This window comes from Tepidimonas aquatica (assembly GCF_007556585.1).
GTDB classification, from domain to species: Bacteria; Pseudomonadota; Gammaproteobacteria; order Burkholderiales; family Burkholderiaceae_C; genus Tepidimonas; species Tepidimonas aquatica.
This window is the reverse complement of sequence record NZ_VJNA01000094.1, coordinates 1-554: the sequence shown is the minus strand read 5'-3', so window position 1 is coordinate 554 and position 554 is coordinate 1. Positions and strand designations below refer to the sequence as shown.

General features: G+C 63.9%; 1 protein-coding gene. It reads left to right on the top strand.

All coding sequences use genetic code 11. The annotated features are described in order from the left end of the window. Positions 1-554: AAA family ATPase (locus Taqua_RS13135; protein ID WP_185969644.1), on the top strand; the 554-nt coding region annotated here is incomplete at both ends.

Below are 554 nucleotides of genomic sequence, written 5' to 3'. Positions count from 1 at the left end.
CTCATCACCCGCGCCGCCGAGGCGCACGGCCAACAGGCCGTGGTGCTGGTCGACGAATACGACAAGCCGATCCTCGACAACCTCGAAGCCCCTGAGGTCGCGCGTGCGATGCGCGAGGGGTTGAGAAGCCTCTACTCCGTCATCAAAGGGCGCGACGCCGACGTGCGCTTTGCCATGCTGACGGGGGTGAGCAAGTTTTCCAAGGTGTCGATCTTTTCCGGGCTCAACAACCTGCGCGACATCACCCTGTCGGCGCAGTATGGCACGCTGTGCGGCTACACCGAAGACGACCTCGACACTGTCTTTGCGCCGGAGTTCGAAGCCGCCGCTGCCGAAGGCAAACCGCTGGAGCGTGCCGAGGTGCGTCGCTGGTACAACGGCTACGCCTGGGGGCCGGTGAGCGTGTACAACCCCTTTGATGTGTTGCTGCTGCTGGCTGAGCGGCAGTTTCGCGCGCACTGGTTCGAGACCGGCACGCCGACCTTTTTGGTGCAGTGGTTGCAGCGCAAGGGGTTTTTTACGCCGAAGCTGGAGCAGCTGTGGGCCAGCGAGGC